Source organism: Allocoprobacillus halotolerans (assembly GCF_024399475.1).
GTDB lineage: Bacteria > Bacillota_I > Bacilli_A > Erysipelotrichales > Coprobacillaceae > Allocoprobacillus > Allocoprobacillus halotolerans.
Genome location: NZ_CP101620.1, coordinates 1 through 21,259, shown reverse-complemented (window position 1 = coordinate 21,259; position 21,259 = coordinate 1). Strand labels below are relative to the sequence as shown.

27 protein-coding genes and 1 pseudogene are annotated in these 21,259 nt (G+C 26.6%); 24 read left to right on the top strand and 4 right to left on the bottom strand.

The window, feature by feature from the left end; all coding sequences use genetic code 11:
* Positions 1-32: 32 nt before the first annotated feature.
* The 24 genes and pseudogenes from NMU03_RS00135 to NMU03_RS00025 all read left to right on the top strand — a co-directional run bounded on the left by NMU03_RS00135 (position 33) and on the right by NMU03_RS00025 (position 18,758).
* Positions 33-647, top strand: a complete 615-nt coding sequence (locus NMU03_RS00135) for a hypothetical protein (protein WP_290140274.1) — start codon at positions 33-35, stop codon at positions 645-647.
* An 85-nt stretch (positions 648-732) separates the two neighbouring features.
* The gene (locus NMU03_RS00130) at positions 733-858 is read left to right on the top strand and encodes a hypothetical protein (RefSeq protein ID WP_290140273.1); all 126 of its coding nucleotides are present in this window, start codon (positions 733-735) and stop codon (positions 856-858) included.
* A gap of 5 nt (positions 859-863) precedes the next feature.
* Positions 864-1,286: a DUF1835 domain-containing protein gene (locus NMU03_RS00125; RefSeq protein WP_290140271.1), complete on the top strand. Its 423-nt coding sequence runs from the start codon at positions 864-866 to the stop codon at positions 1,284-1,286.
* Positions 1,287-1,301: 15 nt separating this feature from the next.
* Positions 1,302-1,574 (top strand): annotated as a pseudogene (locus NMU03_RS00120) (DUF3658 domain-containing protein); the annotation flags it as partial.
* 132 nt (positions 1,575-1,706) lie between these two features.
* Positions 1,707-2,264, top strand: a complete 558-nt coding sequence (locus tag NMU03_RS00115) for a hypothetical protein (RefSeq protein WP_290140269.1) — start codon at positions 1,707-1,709, stop codon at positions 2,262-2,264.
* 13 nt (positions 2,265-2,277) lie between these two features.
* On the top strand, positions 2,278-3,609 hold the full coding sequence (locus tag NMU03_RS00110; protein WP_290140267.1) for a DGQHR domain-containing protein: 1,332 nt from the start codon (positions 2,278-2,280) through the stop codon (positions 3,607-3,609).
* Between the two features lie 931 nt (positions 3,610-4,540).
* Complete coding sequence (locus NMU03_RS00105) at positions 4,541-5,287, top strand: phosphoadenosine phosphosulfate reductase domain-containing protein (protein WP_290140265.1); 747 nt, start codon at positions 4,541-4,543, stop codon at positions 5,285-5,287.
* Positions 5,272-6,294 carry a phosphoadenosine phosphosulfate reductase domain-containing protein gene (locus NMU03_RS00100; RefSeq protein WP_290140264.1) on the top strand — a complete coding sequence of 341 codons (1,023 nt, stop codon included), beginning with the start codon at positions 5,272-5,274 and terminating at the stop codon, positions 6,292-6,294. The genes NMU03_RS00105 and NMU03_RS00100 overlap by 16 nt, the downstream gene beginning before the upstream one ends.
* Positions 6,278-7,147: a DUF4007 family protein gene (locus tag NMU03_RS00095; protein WP_290140262.1), complete on the top strand. Its 870-nt coding sequence runs from the start codon at positions 6,278-6,280 to the stop codon at positions 7,145-7,147. Before NMU03_RS00100 ends, NMU03_RS00095 begins: the two co-directional genes overlap by 17 nt.
* Before the next feature lie 122 nt (positions 7,148-7,269).
* Entirely contained in the window at positions 7,270-7,704 is a 435-nt protein-coding gene (locus NMU03_RS00090) for a DUF6079 family protein (RefSeq protein ID WP_290140260.1), read from the top strand.
* A gap of 80 nt (positions 7,705-7,784) precedes the next feature.
* Positions 7,785-8,750, top strand: a complete 966-nt coding sequence (locus tag NMU03_RS00085) for a hypothetical protein (protein ID WP_290140259.1) — start codon at positions 7,785-7,787, stop codon at positions 8,748-8,750.
* Complete coding sequence (locus NMU03_RS00080) at positions 8,747-10,480, top strand: hypothetical protein (RefSeq protein WP_290140258.1); 1,734 nt, start codon at positions 8,747-8,749, stop codon at positions 10,478-10,480. The genes NMU03_RS00085 and NMU03_RS00080 overlap by 4 nt, the downstream gene beginning before the upstream one ends.
* A 185-nt stretch (positions 10,481-10,665) precedes the next feature.
* Positions 10,666-11,796, top strand: a complete 1,131-nt coding sequence (locus NMU03_RS00075; RefSeq protein WP_290140256.1) for an aminotransferase class V-fold PLP-dependent enzyme — start codon at positions 10,666-10,668, stop codon at positions 11,794-11,796.
* 3 nt (positions 11,797-11,799) lie between these two features.
* Positions 11,800-12,477, top strand: a complete 678-nt coding sequence (locus NMU03_RS00070) for a phospholipase D-like domain-containing protein (RefSeq protein WP_290140255.1) — start codon at positions 11,800-11,802, stop codon at positions 12,475-12,477.
* Between the two features lie 24 nt (positions 12,478-12,501).
* On the top strand, positions 12,502-12,957 hold the full coding sequence (locus NMU03_RS17400) for a DEAD/DEAH box helicase family protein (protein ID WP_353956720.1): 456 nt from the start codon (positions 12,502-12,504) through the stop codon (positions 12,955-12,957).
* On the top strand, positions 12,948-13,394 hold the full coding sequence (locus NMU03_RS00065; protein WP_290140253.1) for a hypothetical protein: 447 nt from the start codon (positions 12,948-12,950) through the stop codon (positions 13,392-13,394). The genes NMU03_RS17400 and NMU03_RS00065 overlap by 10 nt, the downstream gene beginning before the upstream one ends.
* Positions 13,361-13,948: a helicase-related protein gene (locus NMU03_RS00060; protein ID WP_353956719.1), complete on the top strand. Its 588-nt coding sequence runs from the start codon at positions 13,361-13,363 to the stop codon at positions 13,946-13,948. The genes NMU03_RS00065 and NMU03_RS00060 overlap by 34 nt, the downstream gene beginning before the upstream one ends.
* Positions 13,945-14,109, top strand: coding sequence for a hypothetical protein (locus NMU03_RS00055; RefSeq protein ID WP_290140252.1), 165 nt, complete (start codon positions 13,945-13,947; stop codon positions 14,107-14,109). Before NMU03_RS00060 ends, NMU03_RS00055 begins: the two co-directional genes overlap by 4 nt.
* Positions 14,100-14,801 carry an AAA family ATPase gene (locus NMU03_RS00050; protein ID WP_290140251.1) on the top strand — a complete coding sequence of 234 codons (702 nt, stop codon included), beginning with the start codon at positions 14,100-14,102 and terminating at the stop codon, positions 14,799-14,801. The genes NMU03_RS00055 and NMU03_RS00050 overlap by 10 nt, the downstream gene beginning before the upstream one ends.
* A 59-nt stretch (positions 14,802-14,860) precedes the next feature.
* On the top strand, positions 14,861-16,075 hold the full coding sequence (locus NMU03_RS00045) for a hypothetical protein (protein WP_290140250.1): 1,215 nt from the start codon (positions 14,861-14,863) through the stop codon (positions 16,073-16,075).
* 14 nt (positions 16,076-16,089) lie between these two features.
* Positions 16,090-16,563, top strand: coding sequence for a hypothetical protein (locus tag NMU03_RS00040; RefSeq protein ID WP_290140249.1), 474 nt, complete (start codon positions 16,090-16,092; stop codon positions 16,561-16,563).
* A 184-nt stretch (positions 16,564-16,747) separates the two neighbouring features.
* Positions 16,748-17,368: an SWIM zinc finger family protein gene (locus tag NMU03_RS00035; RefSeq protein ID WP_290140248.1), complete on the top strand. Its 621-nt coding sequence runs from the start codon at positions 16,748-16,750 to the stop codon at positions 17,366-17,368.
* A gap of 33 nt (positions 17,369-17,401) precedes the next feature.
* A complete protein-coding gene (locus tag NMU03_RS00030) occupies positions 17,402-18,394 on the top strand; it encodes a tetratricopeptide repeat protein (RefSeq protein WP_290140247.1) in 993 nt (330 codons plus the stop codon).
* Complete coding sequence (locus tag NMU03_RS00025) at positions 18,363-18,758, top strand: UPF0158 family protein (protein ID WP_290140245.1); 396 nt, start codon at positions 18,363-18,365, stop codon at positions 18,756-18,758. Before NMU03_RS00030 ends, NMU03_RS00025 begins: the two co-directional genes overlap by 32 nt.
* 167 nt (positions 18,759-18,925) lie before the next feature.
* On the opposite strand, the gene tnpC is transcribed toward NMU03_RS00025, so the two are convergent.
* From tnpC to tnpA, 4 genes are all read right to left on the bottom strand, one after another.
* A complete protein-coding gene (gene tnpC / locus NMU03_RS00020; protein WP_290140243.1) occupies positions 18,926-20,254 on the bottom strand; it encodes an IS66 family transposase in 1,329 nt (442 codons plus the stop codon).
* Positions 20,251-20,508, bottom strand: coding sequence for a hypothetical protein (locus NMU03_RS00015; RefSeq protein WP_290138067.1), 258 nt, complete (start codon positions 20,506-20,508; stop codon positions 20,251-20,253). Before NMU03_RS00015 ends, tnpC begins: the two co-directional genes overlap by 4 nt.
* Before the next feature lie 66 nt (positions 20,509-20,574).
* On the bottom strand, positions 20,575-20,922 hold the full coding sequence (gene tnpB, locus NMU03_RS00010) for an IS66 family insertion sequence element accessory protein TnpB (RefSeq protein WP_290140241.1): 348 nt from the start codon (positions 20,920-20,922) through the stop codon (positions 20,575-20,577).
* Entirely contained in the window at positions 20,919-21,182 is a 264-nt protein-coding gene (gene tnpA, locus NMU03_RS00005) for an IS66 family insertion sequence element accessory protein TnpA (protein ID WP_290138208.1), read from the bottom strand. The genes tnpB and tnpA overlap by 4 nt, the downstream gene beginning before the upstream one ends.
* Positions 21,183-21,259: the final 77 nt, after the last annotated feature.

The following is a 21,259-nucleotide window of genomic DNA, read 5'->3' as shown; positions in this document are numbered from 1 at the left end:
TTTATAAAATGAATGGAAAGTAGGAGAAGTCTATGAATATAAGTAAACAAGAAGAATTGGAAATGTTATTAAAAATGCAAGAGGGTTTTGCACAATTAACGAATAGGTTAGGTTATTTTGAAGAAATATCTATCGATGATTTATTAAAAGAAATTGCAAAAAATGCAATTCATTTAACAGAACAAGAAATCCTTGAAAAATATAAAGAATGTATAAATATAGAAAAAACAGATGATTATTTTTATGAAAAAGATTTATTAAAATGGGAAGGGTTAGATAATAAAAAGAATATGATTAATTCTGATGCATTATTTTATTTGATAGATAAAATTGTTATTAAAAATTTTGATATAGATACATTAAGTGATCCTTTTTATATTACAAGAAGAATAGATGCACTTAATCATGTTCCTAAAAATCAGGCTCAAGAAAAAATATTAGGTATTATTATGTCGATAGTTGAATATGCCAAGAGATATGATATTCATAGTGTAGCAAATATATTAGAGATGTATGATGTTAATCTTGTTTTAAAAGATGAGATAAGAAGATGCCATCAAAGAGATGCACATTTTAAAAAAGTGATACAAAGTTATTATGATACATTTGAAGACGCAGATCGCAGTATTTATAAAATAAAGTCATAAATTTATGTTTATGATTTTTTATTATAGAGTATGTAAATGGTTTTTAGTTATAAAATACTTGTGATAAAGGGAAAGGAGAATTTCTATGATTGAAGTTTTATTTAGTGAAAGTGAAGCAACCACAATGAGAATATTAAAAGAAAATAAAAAGAATGGGCAATTTCTTGAGAATAAAGAATTTTTGGAACGAAAGAAGAAGTCATCTGTTTAGCTTTTATGCTAGATATAGGAGATATTAGTCAACCTGTTGAAAGTGATTATAGATATGAATTGATTCAATCATTATATTTTCAAAATCAATGGAAAGATGATGAAGATGATGAAGAATTTGAAGATAACAAAAATATTTATCTTCAAGAATTGAATCTTTTCAAAGACTTTTTACATAAGGGAGAAAAAATAAGAATTTGGTATAGTGATGCTCCATACTCAAGATGTGGATTATATTGGCTATGTTCTTTATTAGAAAATATCGACAATGAAAAATATATAGTCAAACTTCCTGAATATTTTGTTCTTAAAGACGGTATTGCATCTTATGAAAATTGGAATGAAGCGTCTGAAGAACACTTTTTAGAATGTTTAGCCTATGAAAAGAAATTAGCAAAACAAGATATTCTTTATTTTGCTAGACAATAGGATGAACTTGTCAATAATCATAGTTTGCTTCGTGCTTTTGTAAATGGGAAAATGATAGGTGTACCTGAAGATTTTTATGATTTCCAAATCTGGAAATATCTTAAAAATGAACCTATTATGGAAGCACATCTAATAGGAAAAATAATGTTAGATTACCAAAACAGTGTTGCAGACTGGTGGTATGCAATGCGTATAGAATATTATATTCAACAAAACAAAATACATGTTATTAAGGATTCAAAAAGCAAATATGAAAGAATGATATGTTTGAATAATTATGATGAATAGTTTGTTTATAGAAAAATTTATAAATTAAAAAAATGGTATATTAAATAAATTATGAAAGTGACTTTATTTTTACAATGTATTATAATATATAAGAAAATAGAACGATTTTATAGAAGATGGTGGAGGTCATTAATGATAACTGATTATATTGATGTTATTTCTACAGATAATATTGAAAATGAAAAAATTAAGTTTAATCTGTGGAAAGAAGGATGGGATAATTTAGAAACATTTGATTGTCATGGACTTGATTGGAAAAATTTAAAGTGGAAGAAAGTAAGATTCTTAACTGATGAAAATGGTACTGAAATAGGACTAATCAATAATAAAGTTGGTGGGATATATATGATTGTTTGTGAAACAAACGTTCATTTTCTTCATAAATATATATTATATATAGGAAGAGCTCATATAACGCAAAATCAAAATTTAAGAAAGAGATGTAAAGAATACTATAATACATATTTAAAATATAAAAATTCTAACTTAGGAGAAATCCGTATAACAACAAGGCCAAAAGTAAATATGCTGTTACATATATATGCACCTTATTTATGTATTTACTATTGTGAACTGAGCGATAATAAAATTATAGATGCTTTAGAACAAACCTTAATCGCATTAATTATACCACCTTGCAATAAAGAATTGCCAGGTAAGTTGAACAAAGCTGTTTCGGCGGCATTTTAGGAGGAGGATTAATATGGAAAGAATAGCAATAAGAGCTCATATGGGAATATGGAGTTATTATATAACATATTTAACATTTAAAGAAGTAAGTGAATATGTTTCGGCGATTGATGAAAATCTACATTCTTCTAAATTACTTAGAGATTCAATTCAAAGATCGTTAACATCAAACTATAAGTCAATATCAGAATATTTATGTAATCAGGAAGAACGTATGTTTAATTCTTTAGTACTTGCTGTATATGATGGTAATCCAACATGGAGAGCAATATCTTTAGAGGATGAGAATATAATTTTAGAAGCTGGAGTTTTAACTTTCAATGGTGAAGAAAAAATTTTTCCTGTAGATGGGCAACATAGAGTTGAAGGTATAAAAGATGCTATTTTAAAAAATAGTGAGTTAGAAAATGAAGAGGTACCTGTTATTTTTATAGGACATCAGAATAATAGTAAAGGTTTGTCTAGAACTAGAAGGCTTTTTAGTACACTTAATAGATATGCAAAACCTGTTAGTTTGAGAGATATTATTGCTTTAGATGAAGATGATTCTGCTGCCATTATTACAAGAAGATTAATAGAGGATTATTCTTTGTTTCAAGAAGATAGAGTAGCTGATTCTAAAAATAAGAGTATAAGTACAAATGACTCAAATGCTTTTGTTTCAATAATAGAGTTATATGAGATAAATTCTGAATTATTAAATTATTATATTAAGGACTTCAAAATAAAAGGTGAAAATGGAAAGTATTTAAAGCAAGGAAAACACAAATTAGATAGATATAAGAGATTTAGGAAAGCTGATGATGAAATAGAAAGATATTATCAATTTGTTTTATCGTTTTGGAATGCAATGAAAGATAATATTTTTGAGGTAAAAGAATATTTGAGTTTGGAAAAAGAGAAAAGTATAAAATTTAGGAACAAACATGGAGGATCTATATATTTCAGACCTGTTGGGTTACTTCCTATTACTCAAGCAGCACTACATATCTATCCTAGTATTAATGATTTTAATTCAATTTTTAAAAATTTTGATACCATAGAAAAAAATGTACAAAAAGAGCCATGGAAAAATATTTTATGGAATGAAGCATCCCAATCTATGAATTCATCTATCAATAAGAGTTTAATAAAATTATTGATACTATTTATATATGATGATCAAATCTTAAATGAAAAAGAAATGTCTAAATTAGCTAGTGCTTTTAGGAAAGCTAGAAATGATTTGCAAAATTCTTTGAATGATGAAAGTACTGCATTACAATATTTGAAAAATAACAGAACTAATTGGTTTAGACAGGAAGAAAAAAATAAATTATTTAAGATAGAATATTTTGAAAATTAGAATTTTGCAACTTTTTAGTATTTTGAGTCTTGAAAATATAGTAAATAAATAGGCTGTAACAAAAAGATAATTTTACTCTTAAAGAGTTACGCCTTTTTTCGTTTAAAAAAATCTAGATGAGCTAATTCTAATAACAATGTAAAATTACATTAATCTCTTTAATATTTCTTCAAACTGAAAAAATATCATGTTCTATTTCTTTTGAGATGGTTTCATATATCCTTGATATTCTGTTGTAATTTCCTCTTTTTATAAATGAAATAGTATATATTTTTAACAATATCAACATGTTTATTATACTCAAAGTGAGAGTAATGCTAGGAATATGTTGGTTAGTGGGTTCACATTCACAATGTGATTTTCTATATTGATGCTCTTGAAGTGTTTTGTTCAACGCATTTAATATATATTTTCAATATTGATATTACTATGATTTTTTGCTCTTTACATAATTATGGAATCTATTTTAAGAATAAAGATTTTTCTGATGCTAGAAATTATCACTAAGATGAAAAGTATAAGTATTAAATAGTAGGTATATCTATCTTTTTAATTTTTCATACAATATGAAGGAGAAGTTCTTTGTTTTTATTATTTGTGTCATAGTTATCTAATGATTATAAATGTAAAATATTGTGCTAAACTTGTGGCTATATTTATTAATGATTTAAAATTATAGAGCCTTTGATTTGTGTTTGTTATAGTGTTTTGATAAACTTTGTAGTGACTATACTAGAAATACTAATCAAAAATTATTGATTAAATTTTTTTAGTGTCTTAATGCTTTTTATATTATAGTTATTTGTAATTAGAATTTGAAAAATATAAAAAGATGAGATTATTAGATATTAAATACTGAATTGAATTTGTTTAAAAAAATTTGTAAATAGTGTAGAATAAAAGATATATGTCAGTTAAATAGGAGAATAAAATGGGATTATATAGATGTGAAAAATGTGGAATAGATACAGAATTGAGCATATGCCCTCAATGTGGGAATAAGACACAACTATTAGTATGGGTTTACTGGTCTAAAACTAAAAATATACCAATTATGAGTTTCCCTAATGATAATAATTCAGATTTGGTTTCTTTAGCAAGAGATATTAGACCTGTATTTCCTCAAGAACGTTTGTTGCTAGAATGTATTTTAGGTGAACCATTAAAATATCTAACATCTTCTTGTTGGAGATTGCCTAGTGGTTCATATATAATTGATGGTCAAAAAGTAAATATCATGAACTCTGACCATGAAAAAATTTTGATTAAAGATTTAAATAAATTGAATGCCGATGAAATACGAGAAAAATATCAACTATATGAATCTAAAAATACAAATATTTACTTTGAAAAATATATAGAAATTTTTGTTAATGAAAATAAAAAAAGGTATCAATATATTGATTCAGAAGTATCAGAATTTTTAGAACCTTATATTAATAGAGATATTTCAAATATGTTTATTTCAATATCAGGTGGTAAAGATTCGACTGTTGTGTCTGATGTAGTAACACGTGCTTTAGGAACACCAAAAATCACACATATTTTTGGTGATACTACTTTAGAATTTCCTGAAACATATGAATATATTAAACGATTTAAAAAAATCATAGATTTACACCAGTTATTACAGCAAAAAATCGAGAAAAGAATTTTTTTGAAATGGCTGAGATTATAGGACCACCATCAAGAGTAATGAGATGGTGCTGTACTGTTTTTAAAACAGGAGCAATTACTAGATATGTGGATTCTCTTTATAAAAATAAACCTAAAATTATTGTTTTTCAGGGAATTCGACATTCTGAATCAATAAGTCGAAGTAAATATGATCGTGAATCAGACAGTCCAAAAATTACTAAACAAAGAGTTGTGTCACCTATTATTAAATGGACTGATTTTGATGTTTGGTTATATATTTTTACTAGAAAACTAGATTTTAATGGAGCTTATAAATTAGGTTTTTCAAGAGTTGGATGTTGGTGTTGTCCGAATAATGGATTCTGGTCAGAGTTTTTATCTAAGGTTTTTCATCCTGAACAATATTATCCATGGCGTGATCAATTGATTAAAAATGCTATTGATATTGGTAAAAAAGATCCAGAAGAATATGTAGACTCAGGAGCATGGAAAGCAAAACAGGGTGGAGAAGGAATTGAATATGCAAAAAACAATGTGGTTTCCTTTGAACCATGTGCATTGGAAGAAAACTCATTTAACTATGAATTGAACAAGCCAATCGATGATAATCTTTATGAATTATTTAAACCTTTTGGAAAGATTAATTTTGATTTAGGAAATCAACGTTTACATGAAGTTGTTGTTATGGATAAAAACAATAATATCATTATTAAATTGCAGGGTAAAAAAGGAGATGTTCATTTGAAAGTTTCTATTTTAACTCCTAGATTAGCAGGTTCTAAAAATTTTAAGGATGCAAAAAGAAAGATTGAATGTCAAATAACAAAATTTCAAATGTGTTTGAATTGCTCAGCATGCATGTCAGTATGTCGTTTTGATGCAATTAAAATTAAATATACGCAAAATAGATTGGTTTATAAAATAGATGAAAATAAATGTGTAAATTGTTTTGAGTGTATAAATCATTATACAAGTGGATGCTATTTGAAAAAAGTATTAGCTACACGAGATGGAATGGAAGGAATAAAAGATGAAAACAAAATTTAAAGGACATGAAACATTTTATTTTAGAGAGGGTTGGTTATCAAAGGCATTATTTAACATGATAGACGGGAATAGTACGACTATGTTTTCACATATAAAAGATGGTGTTTCTAAATTAGGTGTAGGAGCAAATATGGTTAAGTCAATAAAATATTGGCTAACTGTAACAGGATTAATAAGATATAGAGGAAGAGGTTATTGTTTAACTCAATTTGGTCAATTAATAAGTAATTATGATTTATATATTGAAAATGAATTGACATTATGGCTATTACATTTCCATCTCTGTACAAATAGATCCGAAGCTACAACATGGTATTTGTTTTGGAATGAATTTAAAGCAGAATCTTTCGAAACTAAAGATGTTGAGGTGGTTTTAACTAACTATTTAAATAATAATCAAGTTGAATTTAAAGAAAGTGCTTTAAAAAACGATATTGGAGTTTTGTTAAATATGTATTCTAAAACGTTAGGTGATGATGATCCAGAAGAAAATATAGTATGCCCACTATCTAAATTAAATTTAATAACTCAAAATCAAAATGTTTATGAAAAGAAAATACCTATTCTTCAAGAAGGACATGAAATTATAATTTTATATATTTTAAGTAAGAGTAAAAATGAAGATGGCTATACATATTTAGAACAAGGATATATGAAATTGAGTCAAGCAGAGGAGATTTTAAATAAATATATGAATTTAAATAGATTATTAGTCAATGAATATATTGATATGTTAAAAAATAAATATATCAAAGTAGAAAATACTGCTGGCTTAGATATGATTTATTTTAATGAAAATTTAGATGTTGATCATATTATTGAAGAATATTATGAAAGGGGTATGAATCTATGAAATTTAATAAATACATAGAATTTAACAACCATTTTCAAAATTCAATAAATTTGAGTTTAGACATTAAAAATTTAGAAAAAGTTAATACATATATACCTACAACTAGAGGTAATGATTTTTTAATGACATATTTAGATGATGTGCTTCTTAAAGATAGAAATAAATCATCAATGATAATTGCACCATATGGTAAAGGTAAATCACATGCAATTCTTGTATTATTAAATCTTCTTTACCGCACTAATTTTGAATCTATTCAATCTTTTATTGATAATATTTGCCAAATGGATAGTTCTTTTGAAGAACGAATACGTATTGTTCAATCTAAAAAATATTTACCTGTTATTATTGATCATACTAAAGTTTCATTAAATCAAACATTGATGAACGCTTTAAATAAATCATTACAAATGTTTGGCTTAAATGATGTGAATCTTGGTACTGATTTTACGCAAGCAATAGAAAGAATTTTAAGTTGGAAAAAATCATATAAAGATGTTTACGAAAAATTCATTAATGAATTACAAAAAAAGAGATTTCTATTGACAAATTTTTAAAAAGATTAGAAAGTTATGATGAAAAATCGTTATTAATTTTTTCTGACATACATAAAAAGATTCTTGCTGGAGTAGGGTTTGTGCCTAATAATTCTCTTGATGTTATTGATTATTATAATGAAGTTAAAGATTATATATGTAATCATCATGGGTTTGATGGTATATATATTGTATTTGATGAATTTAGTAAATTTATTGAATCTAGAGATAAAAATTATGTGAGCAATGATATGAAAATTATTCAAGATCTTGCGGAGTTATGCAACGCTTCTATAGATAACAGTATGTATTTTATGTTAGTTTTACATAAACCAATCAATACATATAGATCTTTAAATAGTGATGTTAAAAATGCTTTTAAAGGTATTGAAGGTAGAATGTTTACTTATTATTTTGAAACAACAGTAAAAAATTCATTTGAATTAGTTTTCAATGCAATAAAAAAGAAAGATAATTATTTGGAAATTGCGAATAAAAATAATTGCTTGAATGAAAATTTTGTAAGGTCATTAACACAAATACCTATATTTCAAAAAGAGTTTGGTAATAAATATATTGAAAATCAATTGATAAATAATTGTTATCCATTAAGTCCTATAACTTTATATTTATTAATTAGGATAAGTGAGAAAATAGCCCAAAATGAAAGAACATTGTTTACATTCTTGATAAGAAAATCACGATATTCTTTGTCAGAAATAGTTGAAAGTGATTATCCATATCGTTATGTATTACCTTCTACTATATTTGATTATTTTCAAAGACAATTGCTAGAGGATGTTGATAACATCAATATTCAAAGAATAGCAATGAGTGCATTAACGGCTTTAAATTATGTGGAAGATGAAATCGAGCAATTGATGATTAAAACATTGGCTTTGATTCTCATAATAAATGAAAAAGACTATTTTCCTGCATCAGAAGAAAACTTAGCTACATCAGTATTGCTATCTTTAAGTGATGGACATACTGTTCTTGAATTGCTTGAGAAAAAAATATTATTATTAAACGTCGAAATGGTTTATATGAATTTAAAATTAACATGAATAAAAATGTACAAGCTGAGATTGATAATTTGATTCATACTAAATTTACAAAAATAAGAATTGCTGAACAATTAAATAAATATAGTACAACTAAGTTCATTTATCCGAGATTATATAATATTCAAAAATTTATTACTAGATATTTTAGAATTGAATTTATTGAAGAAGATGCATTTATGTCGTTAGAAAATTTAGATAGATGGTTTGTAAAAGAAGATAATGATGGAATAATTTTTAATATTGTAAGAAAGAAAGACAATAATTACAATATAATTAGAAATAAAGTTTTGCAGATGAATAATAATAGATTATTGGTTGTTTATCCTAAAGAATATATTAATTTTGATGAAAATATTAAGAAAATATTAGCTGTTAGAAATATGTTAATAACTTATATGAATGAAGATAGACTTTTATATACTGAAATTAATCAGCTATATAATGATTTTAAAATAGATCTTGAAGAAATATTAAATAAAAATTACTCATTTTATAATGGAAATTGTTATTTAATTAATTCATATGATGAAGCAATTGATAATGTACAAAGAACTTTATCTAAGGAAAGAATTTTAGGTGAAATTCTTATGCAAACATTTCCTGATAGTCCTACTATTAATTTAGAAATGATTAATAGACATAATGTAAAATCTGCTTATAAAAAAGCTAGAGTTGATTTAAATACAAAAATTCTTAAAGGATATTTAGACGATGACGATTGTAAAAATGCAAAAACATCACCTGTAGATACTATTATTAATTGTTTGCTAGTTGAAACTGGAATTAAACCTTTTGATATTGAAAAATTGCATCAATCTAGATTTGATAGAATTATTGAAGAAATTAATAACTTTTTTAGATTAAATGAGGGTAGATTTTCTGATATATATACTACTTTGAAAAATCCCCCTTATGGTATTAGAAAAGGGATTTTACCTATATTATTGGCATTACAATTGGTTGGAGTATCAAAAAATATTATTATATATTATAATGGTATTGAAATGCTACTAGATGCAGAATTGTTAGAAAAGATAAATGAAAATCCTGAAAATTTTTCTTTTATAATGGATAATCGTGATGATATTAAAAGGCAGTATATTAATAATTTAATCAATATTTTTAATTTAAATATTGAAAATAATAGTGATTATACTCAGATAATGAGTGGAATTCAAGAATGGTATCATCAGTTACCAAAATTTACTAAATTTATGATTGGAAAAGATGATTTAATAAAAAGTATCCAATTTAAAAGGTTGAAAAAGTATTGTTCATCTCAAAATATGAATCCTAGTAATTTTATATTACAATCAATACCTAGCATCTTTGATTCAGATGATTATGATTTTATTGATCAGCTAGATAAAATCAAAATAACATTAGATAATTATATTTCACACTATTGCCAAATTTTGAAAAGAAAAATAAATATATATTTAGGATTTGATAAGAATGCAAATGTTATAAAGAGTTGTAAACGTTGGATAATTGAGAATAGAGATAAATTAAATACATTAATATTACCAGAGGGTTATAAACAATTTATTGATATTTACAATAAAAATATTGATGTAGAAATGGATTTAGTCAACTCTATTGCCTTTTATATGACAGGAATTTATATTGATGATTGGACAGACCGTACAATAGAAATTTTTAATAAAAATATGGGAGATTTTGTGTCTAAATCTATAGAAGAAGAAAAAATATTGATCAAATTACTATAAATGTTGATGGGAAACAAATTATTAAGAATTTTAAAAATGATTTAGATGATTCTACAGAATTGATTGAAAACATTATTGTTGATGCAATTGATGATTTTGGTGATTCTATTACTTCTGAACAAAAAATAGCTTTGTTAGTTAAAATTATGAAAAAATATTTATAATTTATGAAAGGGGTTTTGATTATGATTTATTTGGATAATGCCGCAACAACATATCCAAAACCAGAAATACTATATGAAAAATTGGATTATGCTTATAGAAGTTTATCATTTAATGCAGGTAGAGGTCATTATCAAAAAGCTCAAGATGCTTATGAAGCCATTGAAAAGACAAGAAAATTTCTGATTCAAAAAGCAAATGGCAAATCATTAGTTTTCACTCCATCAGCAACTTATGCGTTAAATCAGATTATTCAGGGGATTAACTTTGAAGAGAATGATATTGTTTATTGTTCCCCGTATGAGCATAATTCAGTTGCAAGAACACTAAATGCAGTAAGAAAATCAAAACATATTGAATTAAAATTAATACCTTTAAATAAAGATTTATCCATAGATTTGTCCTCTTTTAGATTTGAATGTATAACTAATAAACCAAAAGTAATTTTTTGTAGTCATGTAAGTAATGTTACAGGGTATATTTTACCAATACATGAAATTGGACAGATAGCTAAAGAAAATGGATCAATATTTGTTGTAGATGGTGCTCAAGCATTTGGTGTTGTTCCTGTAAATATGGAAGAGGATAATATTGATTATTATGTTTTTGCAGGACATAAGACGTTATATGGTCCTTTAGGAATAGGTGGTTATTTATTTTGTACTAATGAATTAAATTTAAGTGTATTTGGAGGCACGGGTACTGATTCTTTAAATTTAGATATGCCAAAAGAGGGCAATGTGAGATTTGAACCATCTAGTCCTAATGCTGTTGCTGCTTATGGTTTATATCATAGTTCAAAGTGGGTTTTTGAAAATGATGTACTATCACATGAACGATTTTTAGCAGATTATTTAGTACATAAATTAAAGAATATTCCAGAGATAATTTTATATAGTAATTTAATGGGAAATAGAACAGGTATTATATCATTTAATATCAAAGGAATGAAAAGTGATGATGTTGCTTCTATTTTAGATGAAGATTTTAAAATAGAGGTGCGTGCTGGTTATCATTGTGCACCATTTATTCATGATTATATCAAATCAAAACCATATTTAGGGACAGTAAGAATAAGTTTTAGTTATTTTACGACTATTGAAGATGTAAATACTCTTGTAAATGCATTGGAAGAAATAGTATTGGAGGTGTGAAATTTGAGCTTAAAAGATATAAATATTGAAAGTGAATATCGTATTCCTAGAGATAACATTGTTAGTGATTTTTATTTACCAGTCTTATCACAGGCTGTCCAATATGATAGAAGTGTAGGATATTTTTCTTCTGATGCGTTGATAAAGATTTCGTATGGCATATGTCAGCTTATCCAAAATGGTGGTAAAATTCGTTTGTTAGTATCTCCGAATTTATCAGAAGAAGATTATAATGCAATTAACGAAGGTTATAGAAAACGTGAAGAAATTGTAGAAGAAAAATTAATTGCTTCTATTAGTTCATATGAAGACTATTTTCAAAATGAAAGATTTAATTTAATTTGTGAATTAATTGCACAAAATCATTTGGATATAAAAATTGCATTTTCATATAATAATGGAAAAATAGGATTATATCATGAAAAAATGGGATTAATACATGATAATAGTGAGAATATTATTAGTTTTACTGGCTCGATGAATGAAACCGAAAATGGTATGTTTAATAATTATGAAACTGTGGATGTATTTAAATCATGGGATGATATGGAAAGAGTTCAAAGAAAAATGATTGCATTTGAGAATTTATGGAAAAATAGTGAAAAAGGAGCTATTACATTTGAGTTTCCAAATGCCGTAAAAAAAGAAATAATTAAGCATAACAAAAAAAGGGAATTATAATATTGATGATGAGGAAAAAAACAAATAATTGAAGAATATAATAAAAAAGTATCAAGATATCCTAGTATACCTGAATATATTAAATTAAGACCGTATCAAATAGAAGCAATACAAAAATGGAAAGAAAATAAGTATGTGGGTATTTTTGATATGGCAACGGGAACAGGTAAAACAATTACTGGAATATCTGCGATAGTCGATTTATTGAATTGTGAGAATATGAAATTGGGTATTATTATATGTGTACCATATATACATTTAGTTGATCAATGGTATGAAGATCTAGTATCTTTTAAATTTAAACCTGTTATAGGATATTCTAATTCTCCCCAAAGCAAATGGAAAATTAAATTAAAGAGAGAGGTTTTTGAATATTCGAATAATGTTAGAGATAATTTTTGTATTTTAACTACAAATAAATCATTTTCATCTGATTATATATACACTATCATAAAATCATGTAAAAAAAGTTGTTATTAGTAGTTGATGAAGCTCATAATTTTGGATCTAATAACTTGTTAAAATTATTAAATAAGGATCTATTTACATATCGATTAGCATTATCAGCTACTTTTGAAAGGCATCTAGATGAGTATGGAACAAAAGGATTATACAATTTTTTTGATAAAAAGTGTATAAACTATACAATGGAGCAAGCGATAGAAGAAGGAATGCTCTGTAAGTATTTTTACTACCCAATACCTGTATATTTAGAAAAAGATGAATTAGATAAGTATAATGCACTTTCTCTTCAAATTAAAAAAGCACTAAAATACAAAGATGATGGTAGTTATGAATTAACAGATATTGCTAAAACATTATTAATAAAAAGAAGTAGAATTATTGCGGGAGCTAGAAATAAAATACCAGCTTTAAAAAGGAAATACAGAAGTATAAAAATGATTATTATATATTAGTTTACTGTGGTGCAACACAGTATTATGAACATAGTGATGATAGCGGTTCCATTAAACAGATAAATGAGGTTCAAAAAGTTTTAAATAAAGAATTGGGTATGTCTTGTTTGCAATTTACTGCTAGTGAATCATCAAAAGAAAGACAAATGATAATTGATGATTTTCAACGAGGTAATTCTTGTCAAGTTTTAGTTTCAATGAAATGTTTAGATGAAGGTGTTAATATTCCTAAGATAAGAATAGCATTTATTTTAGCAAGTAGTACAAATCCTAAAGAGTACATTCAACGAAGAGGGCGAGTTTTAAGAAAAGCTGAAGGAAAAGATTTTGCTTATATTTATGATTTTATAACATTGCCAAGGGATTTACATAATGTAAAAAATAATGAAGATATAGAGTTTGATAATTCATTAATAAAAAGAGAAGTTTCTAGAATGACAGAATTTTCTAAATTATCATTAAATCCATATGCTACTGATAAATTAATTGAAGAATTATTTTCTATTTATGGTGCAGTAGTATATAATGAAGAAGAGGAAGGATACATTTTATGAATATAGAAAATATTGTAATTGATGAAAAAAAGGTTAAGGAAATAAGAAGGAAAATTTATACACGTGAAGTATTGAATATTAAGACACAAAACAAAAAGGAAAATGAAATAAAAAAAGAGATAAAAAGAGTTATTGAAAGTGAGGTAGACAAATGCTATTAGATAAAATAATACTTACCAATTTTCGACAATATAAAGGTAATCAAGTGATTGAATTTGCTCATGATAAAGAACAAAATGTTACAGTTATTATTGGAAAAAATACTGGAGGAAAAACTACTTTGGTACAAGCATTTGTATGGTGTCTATATGGGAAAAGCACTTTTAAAAAAGATACTAAATTATTGAATGCTGAAATAGAATCTGAATTTGAAGATCGTCCGATTGGTGCAATTTCAGAAGTTGCTGTAGATTTAACATTAACTCATAAAGGAATTATTTATCGTATAGAGAGAAGAAGAACTTATGAGAAAACAAACAGAGCTTTTCGAGAAGCAGAAAGATTTACTATTAAGCAAAGTGAAGATAATGGAGAAACTTATCATATGATAGAATTAAATAGAAATAAACTTGATGAAATGATTAGATCTATTTTACCAGAAGATTTATCTAGTTATTTCTTCTTTTGGGGAGAAAGAATAGATAATATTGATTCGAATAAAAATATTAGTCAAGCTGTAAAAGATTTCCTAGGATTATCAGCTATAGATAATGCAAAAAGTCATATAAAATCTGTTGTTGATCAGTATGATATTGAATTAGCAAGATTAGAAGGAGTTGATACACAAGTTTTTCAAAGAGGAAAAGATTTAGAAAAAGTAAAACAGGATATAGTTCAAAAAAAGCTGAATTAGAAGAAGTAAATGAATCAATAGAGTTTTATAAAGAAAGATATGAATATTATGATGGAGAATTGTTAAAAAATGCTAAAACTACTGAAGCTGTTAAAAGTCTACAAAAATTTGAAAATTATAGGAACAGAGCATTAAGTGATAAAAAACGTGCATATGAAGCTATATTGAAAAATTTTAATAATGATCCGTATAAGTATTTTTCTAGCAAACTTGACGAGTTGATTTATGATGTTCTTGAACATTTACCTGAAGATCAAATGGGTTTAGCTTATCAAAATGAAAAATCTATAAATGAATTAATTAGAAGAGGTGTATGTGTTTGTGGCCGTCCACTTGAAGAGCATACTCAAGCATTTGAACATATTATGCAAGAGTTAAGAAATGTACCACCAAAAAGTATTTTTGCTATGGTAGAAACTTATAAAAAGGATATGAGAAATTGCGAAAAACAAATCAATAATTATTCTCAGAATATTATAAATAATTATAAGCAATATTCTAGTAATCGAGACTCAATTGAAGAATATGATGAATCAATAAATAATATAAGAAAACGAATTAATCATTCCATAGATACTGCTGCATTACAAGCATCTAGAGATAGACATCTTAACGGTTATTCTCAAAAATTGCAAGAAAAACAGAAATTAGAAGATGAAATTAAGCAATATGAATCGAGAAAACAACTGTATTCTGAACAGATAAATAAAAATTCATCTGTAACAGAAAAATCTAAAAAGTTAAAAAAATATAGAGCTTATGCAAATGCGGTTATTGCTGATATTAATAAAGATTACGAAGTAAAAGAAGAAAATTTCAAAAGTAGATTAAATGAATTAGTTAATAAATATTTTAAGCAAATGTATCATGGAACTAGAGAAATTTCCATTGATAATAATTTTAAAATGATATTGACTGCAAATTTAAAAAATAAAAAGATTAAAACTGAAGAATCTCCGGGATTACAAACTGTTAAAAATTTTGCTTTTATAGCTGCCTTAGTGGAAATTGCTAAGGAAAGTAGAAATTCTGAAGATAATGATTTAGAAATCGATCCATATCCTTTAGTATTGGATGCACCGTTTTCATCTGCAGATGAAGTACATGTTCCTAATATATGTAAATTGATAGCTGAAGTTGCTGAGCAAACAATTATTGTTGTTATGGAAAAAGATTGGAATTATGCTAAATCCATTATGAAAGATAAAGTTGGTAAAAAGTATGTATTAGATAAACAAACAGAAACTTATACTGTCGTGAGATCTATGGATTAAAGGAGGCGATTGATATGCTATTTAATGAAAAAGTATTTCATGGTAAACATGCCGAATATGTAATCTTTTTATGCAAAGATAGAGGGCAAATAAATGAATCAGGATTAAATTTGTTTCAGTCTAAAATAGAATTATATATTTTAGCTCCTGTGATAGGAATTATTTATAACAGAAAAGCACAAACTGATCCTGGTCCTAAAAAGACAACCATACAATTACAGCAAATAAATAATTATCAAGATGATCTAGAATATGTTTATAGAATTGTCTTATTACTTGATAATAGAGAAAATCTTAGTTATGAAGAACGACTAGATCGTGCTTTCAAATATGATAATGATGAGAAGAAGACTGCTGAAAACATGAAGATTTTTAACGAATATGTATTGGGAGGAATTGAATATATTTATGAAACTTTTAATGACAGTTTAGGAAATGAAGAAGAATTATTATACAATCTCATTGAATTTTTAGATTTCGAAAATTAATATTGAATATTTTAATATTTAGTTTTTTATATGTATATTACATAGATTTTCCATAAAATAGAACAATTGATTTATCATCTTGATCAACCATTTAAACAAAGTATTTATGATTTTATAATAAATTAGAAAAATAAATATTATGAATGTCTAGACTTGTTGTATATAAAAAGAAATGAGAAATATTATGAAATATGGAAATTATTTTGCTAAACGTATATTAGAAAAAGGCTACCAATATTATTTATATGGATCTGTTTATAACGTTATTAAAGAAGGAAATGTTTATAAAGGCAATGTTAAGGGAACAGAGGATTATCAAGTAGAAATTCAAATTTCTAATGAATTTAAAGTGACTCAAATGCATTGTACATGTCCATATGCACAAGATGGTAAAAAATGTAAACATGAAGCTGCTGTATTATTAGAAATCTTTGGTGAAGAAGCTGTCATGGGTGATATGCATAATGATGAAGATGAATGGGATGAAGAAGATGATTATGATGATGGCGATGAATATGACGATTATGATGAATACTATGAAACAAGAATCTATCAAGATCATGAAATATTAGGACCTTTAGAAAAGAAGACAAAATCTGAAATTTTAGATATGATTGCTTTAGCATTAGAAGATTCTTCAACATATGATTGCTTTCTTCGTGTTATTGATAATGATCAAAAAATAGAAAATATTAAGAATATGATAATAGCAAATATATCTTCATATTTAGAGATTCAGCCAAATAAGTATCAAGATATTTATGCAGCTATTCAAAAACTTCATGATATACATTTAGATAACTAAATACCATCATTAGCTAATGAATCATTATGTAGAATGCTTGATACTTTTTCAACATTAGAACCTATACAAGAGGATTTCTTCAATCATATGATTGAATTGATTGAAAAATATAGCTCTTCTGTTGATGAAAAAACTGAAATTTATGATCATCTTTGTTTGCAGTATAATCAATCTATTATTTATCGTTTTATGGAACAGCTTTATAAACAGGATTACTCACTTGAAAAGATCATAGATGATTTAGAAAAGAAAATAAGTATTTCATATCGATCTACAAAAATGTTTTATCAAAAATATATTTATATAATTTCTCATTTTCAACCTTCTTCATTTCAATATATAATTCAAAAGTATTCTCAAAATCAAGAATTTCTCTTTGAATTAATAAAGCATTACATAAATAATAAACAATTTCAAGAAGCTGAAAAAGTATGTATTGAAAAAATGTTAAAGATAAAAGAAAAAGATACTTATCAGTTATTGGTTGAAATTTATCAAGAAACAAAACAAAAAGATAAACTTATTTCTTTATATACACAATTACTTTGTCGTCAATATCCTGGTAGTATTAAATATTATCATTTATTAAAAGAAATGTATTCTTTACAAGAATGGCAACAAAAGAAATTTGAAATCATTCATGATTTAGAACAACAACAAACGAACCTTTGTGCTATTTATCAAGAAGAACAGATGTATGATTCTTTGATGCGTTATTTTATTGAACATCAAGATATGATTGAAATAAGAAAGTATGAAGATATTCTTTTTCAAAAAGAAAAAGAGAAAATCATGGCTTTATATAAAGAGTTTATTATGGAAAGTCTAAAGAAAACTGGATCAAGAGAATTTTATAAAAATATTGCTTCATATATCAATAAAATAGCACAATATGACGAAACAACAGCTTATCAGATTATAGATAATCTCGTACAATTGTATCCAAAACGTCACGCTATGATTGAAGAAATACAAATTAAAAAAGAAAGTGACTGTGCATTTATCCGATGTTATTCAAGCACTTGAAAATACAGATAACGATATGACATGGTATTATCATGAAGCAAAAGGTGAATTTGTTCCTGTCTATGATGATACAAATATGACTCAAATAGAAGTTATGTTGAATAGTGATGAATACATTGAATTACCATCATCTTATGATATTCATGAATATCATATTATGGAGATGTTTATTGAACAACTCACCGATCAAAAAATAAGAAATATCATGAGAAATGTGATTAAAGGCAAAGGAGCATTTCGTAGATTCAAGGATTTAGCTCATCAATATCATATTATTGATCAATGGTATCAATTCTTAAATAGAGAGTATAAAAATATCGCAATCAGTTGGTGTCAAAAACATAATCTTTCCTTTGTTGAATAGTTTAAATTGTCAAAGAAGAAAAAATTTTTGCTATTAAAAAAACAAGTGATTTGTCATTTTCATCGTAAGCGTCAAATAATAAAGCCCTATAAATAATGCTGAAGAAACACTATAATAGGACTGTAATTATTTATTGGATTTCATTTAACGACTAAAAGATCGTATTTCTACGATTTTTTAGTCAGATATATGTTTTCTGGTAATGATTTTGACCATGGCACGATCTTTTCTAGTTCCTTGTCATCATTAATATCTATTTCAGTTAATGCTGTTAAAAGATATTCAAAATAATCATATGGCTTGAGATTATTAAGTTTTGCTGTTTCAAGGAGCGAATAGATTGCTGCACTTGCTTCTGCTCCTTTAACTGTGTTTGAAAACAACCAGTTGCGACGACCTACGCAGAATGGACGAATTGAATTTTCTGCTCGATTGTTGGATATTTCAATACGACCTTCTTCAAGATACAATCTTAAGTTTTCTTCCTGGTTGATGCTGTATGTTAAGGCTTGGCTGAGTTTGGTCTTTTCAACTGCTACTTTTGCACATTCCTTGACATCCTTGAAGAAATCATCAATGATTGGCTTTGCTTCTTTTTGCCTTGTGTCTTTGATCTCTTCATAGCTTTTGCCTTTTAATTTCTTTTCAAGCGTAAAAAGCTTATTGATCTTATGAAGAAGTCTGTAACTTGCAGTACCTTTTAGATCTGTATCAGATGGTGCACCATCAAGTGCTTCTAAATACTTTCGACGACAATGTGCCCAGCATCCCATGTGTCTGATATCATCAAGTTTGTCATAGGCCTGATATCCATCTGTCTGAAGTATATTATGATATCCTTCAAGATGTTTCTTTGCATGTTCATGACCTCTTGTGTTTTCATAAATGAAATGAACAATTTGCTTGTCTTCACTTCGTCCTGTCTTGTATACCCACATATAGGATTTTGTTGTTGGTTTCTGGTCTGGAACATTCAAAACCTGATTTGTTGTTTCATCCGCATGCAGATATTCACTTTGAAGAAGTGTCTTATGCATATAATCAGTCATTCTTTTGAAATATTCATCATGAAGCTTGATCATCCAGTTGGCCATTGTCTGTCTTGATAGTTTCAATCCAATCTGATTGAACATCACCTCCTGTCTGTATAAAGGCAATGCCTTATTGAATTTATTATCAATAATATATGATAAAAGTGATGGTGATGCAAAACTCTTATAGATAACGGAAGCTTTCATATCTGCCTTGAATATTTTTGATTTTAATGAATCTTCCTCACATCTGTCACAGGTATAGACATATTGAACATGCTCAATAACTTCATATTTTGCAGGATGATAGACAAGTTCTTTTCTGATGTTTTCACCAATCTTTCTTAATGGTTCACCACAGTCAGGACAGTTCTTGTTTTCTAGATCATAAATCTTTGTTACAGCGGGTAATGATGAAATATCAATGCCACGTTTATTGTTTTTCTTTTTTCGTTTATATGTCACTTCTTCAAGTTTTGGCTCTGCTTTGATTGGAGTTGATTCAATTTCAATTTCATCAAAAAGAGAAATCTGGTCAGGAAGAACAGTTTTTTCTGATGATGAACCAAAAGCTTCTTCTGCTGAAGTCTGATCTGCTGACTGTACCAGTTTAACTGTTCACTTAAAACATTGATCTCGTTATCCTGTCTTTTGATTCTTTCTTCAAGCATATTGATTTTTTTGATTAGTTCTTCCTGACTTAGATTTCTCAGATTCATTGTATAATTCACTCCATATCTTAATAATTCAACGAATAGTATTGTACCATATTTCAATATGAATTATTAGATGAGAAGCTGTTTTTCTTTGAATTTTTCTTCAAATTCAAGGCCTTCCAGAAGCCAGTGGAGCTGAGTGGAAGTTATTTTTCTTGTATTGGAATCATCATGTTCTTCAATCTTGAACCTGCCATGTTCAAGTCTTTTGATGAACAGCCAGAAACCATTGGATTCATAATAGAGTATCTTGATCCTGTTTCTGGCTTTGTTTGTAAAGATAAACAAACTATGATCAAGAACATTCATCTGAAACTGAAGATTCACGATCTGTGTCAAACCATCAATCGACTTTCGCATATCAACATAATGGCTTGAAACATATATATTCTTGATTTCATCGGTGTTAATGATCATTTTAATGCACCAATGACTTTATCAAGCAATGAAGAATCAAATTCAACAGTATGACCATCAATATTCATCGATACAAGAGCTGGCATGTCATCAATAACTCCAACAGGCAGAAAGATATCAGTAGAAACCGAATCCTTTTGAATCTTCCTTTTATTTTTATAGAAAGAGCTGAGAGCAAGATGATGTTCATCACAGTATTTATTAACAGTGAGTCCACTGTTCAGCTGATCATCAATGATCTTTTTCCAATCATATTTCATGTAGCTAAACCTCCTTTTCAATTGGTAGTTACATTTTATATGATTTGTTTTATAAATATCAGTGCTATTTCATTTGA

What these genes read in the sequence shown, in the direction of transcription:
- NMU03_RS00135 (WP_290140274.1), top strand. Translation starts at nt 33, where the DNA reads ATGAATATAAGTAAACAAGAAGAATTGGAAATGTTATTAAAAATGCAA.
- NMU03_RS00130 (WP_290140273.1), top strand. Translation starts at nt 733, where the DNA reads ATGATTGAAGTTTTATTTAGTGAAAGTGAAGCAACCACAATGAGAATA.
- NMU03_RS00125 (WP_290140271.1), top strand. Translation starts at nt 864, where the DNA reads ATGCTAGATATAGGAGATATTAGTCAACCTGTTGAAAGTGATTATAGA.
- NMU03_RS00115 (WP_290140269.1), top strand. Translation starts at nt 1,707, where the DNA reads ATGATAACTGATTATATTGATGTTATTTCTACAGATAATATTGAAAAT.
- NMU03_RS00110 (WP_290140267.1), top strand. Translation starts at nt 2,278, where the DNA reads ATGGAAAGAATAGCAATAAGAGCTCATATGGGAATATGGAGTTATTAT.
- NMU03_RS00105 (WP_290140265.1), top strand. Translation starts at nt 4,541, where the DNA reads ATGGGATTATATAGATGTGAAAAATGTGGAATAGATACAGAATTGAGC.
- NMU03_RS00100 (WP_290140264.1), top strand. Translation starts at nt 5,272, where the DNA reads ATGGCTGAGATTATAGGACCACCATCAAGAGTAATGAGATGGTGCTGT.
- NMU03_RS00095 (WP_290140262.1), top strand. Translation starts at nt 6,278, where the DNA reads ATGAAAACAAAATTTAAAGGACATGAAACATTTTATTTTAGAGAGGGT.
- NMU03_RS00090 (WP_290140260.1), top strand. Translation starts at nt 7,270, where the DNA reads ATGACATATTTAGATGATGTGCTTCTTAAAGATAGAAATAAATCATCA.
- NMU03_RS00080 (WP_290140258.1), top strand. Translation starts at nt 8,747, where the DNA reads ATGAATAAAAATGTACAAGCTGAGATTGATAATTTGATTCATACTAAA.
- NMU03_RS00075 (WP_290140256.1), top strand. Translation starts at nt 10,666, where the DNA reads ATGATTTATTTGGATAATGCCGCAACAACATATCCAAAACCAGAAATA.
- NMU03_RS00055 (WP_290140252.1), top strand. Translation starts at nt 13,945, where the DNA reads ATGAATATAGAAAATATTGTAATTGATGAAAAAAAGGTTAAGGAAATA.
- NMU03_RS00050 (WP_290140251.1), top strand. Translation starts at nt 14,100, where the DNA reads ATGCTATTAGATAAAATAATACTTACCAATTTTCGACAATATAAAGGT.
- NMU03_RS00040 (WP_290140249.1), top strand. Translation starts at nt 16,090, where the DNA reads ATGCTATTTAATGAAAAAGTATTTCATGGTAAACATGCCGAATATGTA.
- NMU03_RS00035 (WP_290140248.1), top strand. Translation starts at nt 16,748, where the DNA reads ATGAAATATGGAAATTATTTTGCTAAACGTATATTAGAAAAAGGCTAC.
- NMU03_RS00030 (WP_290140247.1), top strand. Translation starts at nt 17,402, where the DNA reads ATGCTTGATACTTTTTCAACATTAGAACCTATACAAGAGGATTTCTTC.
- NMU03_RS00015 (WP_290138067.1), bottom strand. Translation starts at nt 20,508, where the DNA reads ATGAATCTGAGAAATCTAAGTCAGGAAGAACTAATCAAAAAAATCAAT.
- tnpB (WP_290140241.1), bottom strand. Translation starts at nt 20,922, where the DNA reads ATGATCATTAACACCGATGAAATCAAGAATATATATGTTTCAAGCCAT.
- tnpA (WP_290138208.1), bottom strand. Translation starts at nt 21,182, where the DNA reads ATGAAATATGATTGGAAAAAGATCATTGATGATCAGCTGAACAGTGGA.